Source organism: Longimicrobiaceae bacterium, assembly GCA_035936415.1.
GTDB lineage: Bacteria > Gemmatimonadota > Gemmatimonadetes > Longimicrobiales > Longimicrobiaceae > JAFAYN01.
Genome location: DASYWD010000551.1, coordinates 1 through 6,743 on the forward strand (window position 1 = coordinate 1; position 6,743 = coordinate 6,743).

The following is a 6,743-nucleotide window of genomic DNA, read 5'->3' on the forward strand; positions in this document are numbered from 1 at the left end:
CGGCACCCGGCTGTCGGGTGCCGCGTCGAAGAGGCCGCGATGCGGATGGAGGGTCAGCGCCCGCCGGTCTCGGACGGCGGGGTGTCCTTGTCCTCGCCGGGGCGGTGCTCGTACATGCTCGTCGGGTCGATGGCGGGCTGCTCCGTCATCTCCGTCTTGTCCTCGCCGTGCGCGTTGGGCGGGAGGGTGGGGATGTCCACCGCCTCCGCCCTCCCCTGCACCGGCGCGTCCTCCACGCTCTCGGTCACGTGCGGGGGGCGGCGCCGGGACGACTCCGCGTCGCCCACGTCCTTGCGGGGGCCGGGCTGGCTGGGCTCCCCCGCGCGAGTGGTGGGGCCGCCGATCCCCTCGCCCAGGCTCCGGCTCATGCGCCCACCTCGTCCCCGTCGAACTCGGAGTTCCCCAGCGCCTCGCGCTGCCGCCCCTCGTCGTACTCCTCGCCCCGCTCCTCGACGGGCTGGCCGGCGCGGGCGTGCACCGAGGGCGCCGGGTTCGCGCCGGGTACCGGGATCCCCGCCGCCTGCGCGTCCTCCCGGGACTTGGCGAGCTGCTGCTTGTCCTCCGCCGGGGTCTTGAAGGCGCCGCCGTGCCCGCTCTGCGGGAGGCGGTCGTAGTCGGTGGCCCCCGCTTCGGAGGGATCGATGTTGTACTGGTCGGGTCGTTTGCCGCCCATCGTACGCTCCTGCCTGAAGTTGCGGATGCGGGGAGGTCCCCGTCTCACACCCCTCCGCCCTTCAGGAACCGTGCCGGGCCGGCCGCGGCGCTACTGCGGCGGGGTGAGCAGGAGCGCGCCCGTGGCGCCGGTGGTCCGGTGCCTCCCATGACCGACGATCTGCCCCCGCTCGTTGATGTCGGCCACGCCCTCGAAGACCCAGTTGCCCTGCACGTACAGGTCCTCGATGCGGATCACCTTTCCGTTCCGGAACAGCACCGGGAGCGCCGCGGTGCACCCCGCGCAGTTGCTCGTCCCCACGGTCGGCCCCGCCTCGGAGGTGCGGATGGCTACGCTGATGTTGGCGCTGGGGAGCGTGCCCAGGTGGCTCAGGCCCGCGGACCGGCTCCATGAGAAGGCGTGGAACTGCCCGCCGACGAAGTCGAGGCCCACCACGCGCCCCCGGTTGTCCACGTCGAAGGCGTGGCTCGCCACGTCGCTGGTGGGGAGGTAGGTGACGTCCGCGTCCGCGCTCTCCAGCAGCACCGCGCGCTCCCACGAGGTCCCGGCGCCCACCCGGAAGAGCGCCCCGGTGATCTGCCCCTCGTCGTTGATCGCCCGGGGGGCGATGCGGAGCTGGCCGTAGTTGCTGAGCGTGTCGATGGCGCCGCCGCGGAATACGAAGCCGCCTCCGGTGCAGTTGCGCGTGCAGAAGTCCGCGATCCAGAAGCCCACCACCTCGCCACGCTCGTTGAGGTCGCTCACGGTGGCACGCGGACCGGGAATTACGGCCAGCGCGCTGCTCCCGCCCTCCCACCGGAACACGACGTTCCGACCGGACCCCTGGGCCAGGCCGGCCAACTGCCCGCGGTCGTTCACCGCGGAGGGGAGCACCGTCGGGGAGGCCCCCAGCCCCAGCGTGTCCGGGAGGGAGATGGCGGTCAGGGCGCCGTTTCGCCAGATCCAGCCGCGCGCTCCGGCCGGCATCGCTCCCGACGACTCGGCGGGATAGGAGTAGCCCACCACCTGCCCCAGCTCGTTCACCCCGGTGGCGCGGCTCTGCGCCAGCCCCTCCAGCGTCCCCAGGTAGGTGAGGGTGTACGGGCGCTCCACCGTGACGATGAGGCGCCCCTCGCCATGGCCCGCCCGCGCCGTGATGGTCGCGGTGCCGGGAGCCACCGCGCGCACCACGCCGGCGTCGCTCACCGTGGCGACCGCCTCGTTCGAGCTGGCGTAGCGCAGCCCCACCCCGAGCATCACCCCGCCGGAGGCGTCGCGCGGCACCGCCAGGACGCGGGCGCGGGCGTTCTCCGCGGCGTCCGCGGTGGGGGTGCGCAGCTCCACCGTGTTCCCCACCACCATCACGAGCGTGGTGTCCGGCTCCAGCGTCACGCGCGCCACGGGCGGCTCCACCGTCACCTCCACCCTTCCGCTCGCCGTCCCGGACGTCGCCGTGATCGTCGCCTTCCCCGGCGACACGCCGCGCACCACGCCGTCGGCGTTCACGCTCGCCACCGCGTCGTTGTTGCTGCTCCAGGAAAGGCGGGGGTTCGCCAGCGTCCCGCCCGAGGCATCCTTCGCCACGGCGGTGAGCCGCAGCGTGTCGCCCACCGCCAGGAAGGGCGACGAGGCCGAGAGCTGCACCTCCGCGGCGGGCGTGGAGCGGACGGGGTCGTCGCAGGCGGCGAGGACGGCGGGGAGCGCGCCCAGGCACAGGACCAGGGTGAGGCGGGATGCCGTCTGCCGGACGTTTTCACAAAAAGCCATCATCGATGCGGTCAGGGTGGCGCGGGCGGCGCGGTGGATCACGACTACGGAGGGTAGACGAAGGGGGGCGGCGCACCGTCACGGCGCGCCGCCCCCGAGAACCCCCCGTGGCACGGCCCGGTCAGAACGAGCGGCCGAAGCGCAGGTAGAACTCCGGCGACCCGGCGGGCCTCCCGCGCGGCCCCGGCGCCTCCCGGAGCGGGATCGCCATCCCGCCCCGGAGGGTGAGCCCCACGAAGTACCCGAAGGTGAAGTCCGCCGCCAGCTCCGCGCCCACCGAGTAGAGTGGGTCGAGGGTGCGGGACACCGCACCGAACCGAGGGTCGCAGGCGCCGGGGCACCAGGCGCCGCCCGCGTCCGCGAAGACGTCGCCCCAGACCCGGTCCAGGAAGACGGGGACCACGGCGAAGCCGCGCTCCACCAGCGCCACGGGGAAGCGGTACTCCGCCGTGGCGGAGAAGGCGCGGTTGCCGCGCTGCGTGGACTCCGCGTAGCCGCGCACCGGGAAGGTGAGCGTGTTCCCCAGGTCCACCTCCAGCGCCGAGGGGAGCGGGCTCGGCGCGCCGCTGGACCCGCCCACCCCGAAGCCGGGGCTGCGGGACCCGCTCTCCGCGCCCGCCGCCGCCCGCAGCGCCAGCGCGTGGCGCGCGAACCCCCACACCGGGAAGCCGCGGTACCCCCGCCCGCGGGCGATGGCCCGCAGGTAGCCGCTGGGATCCTCCCCCTCCCGGAAGCCGCGGGTGTAGCGGTGCCCCTCCACCGAGGCGGCGAGGAGGAAGCCGTCCTCCGGCGAGATGGAGAAGTCGTACGCCCGCACCGTGGAGATCCCCGCCGTGAGGGTCGCCCCCAGGTCCGGCGGGACGTCCGGGGCCCGGAACGGGCCCTCCCCCTCGTCCCAGGTGAACTCCCGGTCCCGCCATTCGCCGCCCACGCTGGTCCAGGCGTACGAGCGGAAGCGCCGCCGCGGGAAGGTGAAGGCCGCGGCCACGCGCCGGTCGCGCTCCAGGAGCGCCGTGGGGACCGCCACGACCGAGTCCTTCCCCACGCGAACGCCGGTGCCCACGGGCCAGAGCACCGACCACTCCTGCTCGGCGGAAACGTCCAGCAGGGGGACGCCCAGCCCGCTGTAGCGATACCCCAGGCTGGCGCTCACCTCGCCGCCCTCCGGGTACGCCAGCGCCGCGGCGGCGTACTGGTGGCGCCCCACCACGTCCGCCCCCACCACCACCGCGCCGAGCCCGGCCCCCAGCTCGTCGCCCCCGTCGAAGTAGGGCGTCCACCCGGCCGGGAGGAGGCTCCTCCACGGCGAGTACGCGCGCACCGGCCCCCCGGCGGTCCCCGGGGCCGCGGCGCTGTCCATCGCGGCAGGCGCCGCCGCGGCCCGCACCGGGGGCGCCGCCCTCCAGGCGTCCGGGTCGAAGGGGATGCGGGCGAGGTGGTACCCGTCGGCGCGGTAGTGCGAGAAGGCGATCCAGCGCCCGTCCGGCGACACGTCCGGCATGAAGGCGCCGGTGAGGACGTTCGTGACCTGCTGCAGCCGGTCCGTCTCCAGGTCGTACGCGTACAGGTTGGCGATCCCGGTGCGGTCCGAGGAGAAGAGCACCCAGCGCCCGTCCGGCGACCAGGCGGGGGCGGCGTCCACCGCCCGGTCGCGGGTCAGCTCGCGCACTATGGTCCCGACGGTGTCCAGCACCACCACGTCGAAGAAGCCGCCCCGGCGCCAGCGCGACACCGCGATCCGGTCGCCCCGCGGCGACCAGCGGGGGAGCGACCAGCTCACGTCCAGCGACGGCTCCGCCAGCGCCCGCTCCGCGCCGGTGGCGAGATCCACCACCACGGGGACGCTGGTGCCCCCGTCGGTACGGAGCGCCACCGCGCGCCGCCCGTCCGGGGAGGGGCTCGGCTCCAGGAGCCGCTCCGCCCCGGGGATGCGGCGCGTGTCCCCGTCCGGCCCGGCGCGGTACAGCCGCGCGTGGATGCGGTACGGGTCCACGAAGTCGAGCTGCGCCAGCAGGAGCGAGTCCGTCCCCGGGATCCACGACGCCGGCCCCAGGGTGGTGCGCGGCACCCGGTCGTAGTCGCCCTCGCCGCCCCCGGGGACGATCACCCGCGTGACGGGCTCCTCCCGCCCCGTGGCCGCCGAGTAGGCGAGCCTCGTCCCGTCCGGCGACCAGCGCGGGTAGCTGGCGATCCTCCCCTCCCACGTCAGCTCCTCCGGCTCGGTGAGCCCCGCCCGCCGCAGCGAGTCCGCCAGCGGGACGTAGCGCGCCCGCAGCGTCTGCTGCCACTCGCGCCACGCGCGGGTGAAGGGGACGCCGAAGGCGCGCCGCGCGGCGTAGTTCAGCCGGTACGGGAGCAGCGACCCGCCGGCCACCCGGACGAACTCCCCCACCCGCTGCGGCCCGTACCGCTCCGCCAGGTGGTTGATGAAGAGCGAGCCGTACACGTAGCGGGTGGAGCCCCCGGGCCAGGTGGCGGGCGTCCCCGTCGCCCGGTCGATGGAGAAGAACCCGTCCTCCAGGATGGCGGTGCGGAGGATCATGTCGTGCATGGTGCCGCGGACCCGCCCCGCGCGCGTGAGCCGCGACTCCATGTACGTCGCCAGCCCCTCCGTGACCCACCCCGGCGTCACCACCGAGGGGAAGACCAGGGGCGAGCGCCCCAGCACCGAGCGGAGCGGCCCCCAGATCCCCCCCGCGTAGTCCAGGTGGAAGATGTGCGTCAGCTCGTGCGTGATGAGCAGCTCCAGCCAGTCGTCGTAGAACGCCAGGGTGGGCTCGCTGGTGGGCGGGTGCGCGAAGACCACCACCCGGTTCGTGGGGAACGGCATGGCGTAGCCGTTGGCGAAGTCCACGTGGTCGGAGACGACCAGCTCCACCTTTCCCCCCGGCGGCCGCACGAAGGTCGCGGCGAGCCGCGCGTACGCCGCCTCCGCCCGGTCGCCCGCCCGCCGCGCCAGCGGCTCCAGCTCCGGGGTGAAGTAGACCCGGAAGTGCTCCGTGTCGAACGTCCGCCAGGGCGCGTCCGGCGGGAGCTGCGCGCGCAGCGGCGCCGCGAGCGCGGCGAGGAGGGCGAGGACGGCGAGGGGGAGGCGCATGAGTGCGAAGTGCGAAAGTGCGACGGGTCGGCGCCCGTTGTGCTCCCCTCCCCCTTGCGGGGAGGGGCCGGGGGAGGGGGTCCGCCGTTGCAGGCTGCCCCCGTACCCTCTCTCCTGCCGTCCTACTCCCGGTCCCCTCGCGTGGCGCGCTCCCGGAGGAACGCCTCGATCCCCCGCAGGTGGGCGCGGGCGATCCGCTGCTGCACGCGCGGGTCCCGGAGCGCCGCCTCCTGCTGCGGGATCATCAGGAACATCGTCTCCGTGAGCGCGGAGGGCATCCAGGTGGGACGCACCAGCGCCAGGTCGGCGCGGGCAACGCCCAGGTCGCGCAGCCCGAACTCCCGCAGCAGCTCCCGCTGCAGGTGCATGGCCAGCTCGCGCGAGTGCTGCTGGTTGTAGAAGACGCTGGTGCCGTTGTTCTCGAACGGGTTCACCCCGTCCGGGAAGGCGTTGTTGTGCACGGACACCAGCAGGTGCACGCTGGAGTCCGTGGCCTCGGCCGGGCGGGCGCCCAGCGCCACGGCCGCGGTGTCCGGGCGGGTCACCAGGACGCGCGCGCCCCGCTCCTGCAGCATCTCCACCAGGTACCGCGAGATCGCCAGGTTCGCCTCGGCCTCCGTGAGACGGGTCGGGCCGATGGCGCCTCCGGGCGGGTGCCCCGCGTCGATCCCGATGTACAGCCCGCGCAGCGGCGCCCGCGCCTGGATGGGCGGGGGCCGCCGCAGCCGCACCACCAGGTTGCCGCGCTCGTTCCAGTGGGAGCGGTAGCCCCAGGGGCGCTGCGACAGCCGCACGTGCACGCGGTACAGCTCGTCGGTCACCTGCTCCCACTCGGCGTGCTCCACCAGCGGGTCCATCTCCCCGTAGTAGAGCCAGTTGGTCCGCCCCGTGGCGCCGAAGACGTCGACGGTGAAGCCGTACTCCGTCTCCTCCACCCGGAAGGGGAGGCGGTCGGAGGTGGCGATGCGCAGCTCCACCCAGTCGCGCGTGGGCGTGAGCCGCACCGCGCCCACCGCGCCGCGCGGGAGCGGCGCCCCCGGCGGGGCGAGCTGCACCTCGGCCGTGTCCACCCACACCGACAGCTCGGAGGTGAGCCGGACCCGGTGCGCGCCGGCCCGCGTCTCCGCCACGGCCAGGCGGGTGCCGTCGGGGAAGAACCAGTGGTACGGGTTCCCCGGCCCGGGGGCGAGGGTGCCGATGGCGCCGTCCGGACGGCGGGTGCGGACG

General features: G+C 75.0%; 5 protein-coding genes. All 5 read right to left on the reverse strand.

All coding sequences use genetic code 11. The features are described 5' to 3' along the window. Window positions 1-53: 53 nt before the first annotated feature. Entirely contained in the window at window positions 54-368 is a 315-nt protein-coding gene (locus tag VGR37_22140; GenBank protein HEV2150114.1) for a hypothetical protein, read from the reverse strand. Continuing rightward, window positions 365-673 (reverse strand): hypothetical protein, encoded by a 309-nt coding sequence (locus VGR37_22145; GenBank protein HEV2150115.1) that lies wholly within the window; start codon window positions 671-673, stop codon window positions 365-367. Before VGR37_22145 ends, VGR37_22140 begins: the two co-directional genes overlap by 4 nt. 90 nt (window positions 674-763) lie before the next feature. Further along, a complete protein-coding gene (locus VGR37_22150) occupies window positions 764-2,461 on the reverse strand; it encodes an Ig-like domain-containing protein (protein ID HEV2150116.1) in 1,698 nt (565 codons plus the stop codon). Between the two features lie 79 nt (window positions 2,462-2,540). Then, on the reverse strand, window positions 2,541-5,516 hold the full coding sequence (locus VGR37_22155) for a hypothetical protein (GenBank protein ID HEV2150117.1): 2,976 nt from the start codon (window positions 5,514-5,516) through the stop codon (window positions 2,541-2,543). A 122-nt stretch (window positions 5,517-5,638) separates the two neighbouring features. Next, window positions 5,639-6,743, reverse strand: a 1,105-nt coding sequence (locus VGR37_22160; protein HEV2150118.1) for an N-acetylmuramoyl-L-alanine amidase, incomplete at its 5' end; no start/stop codon positions are given.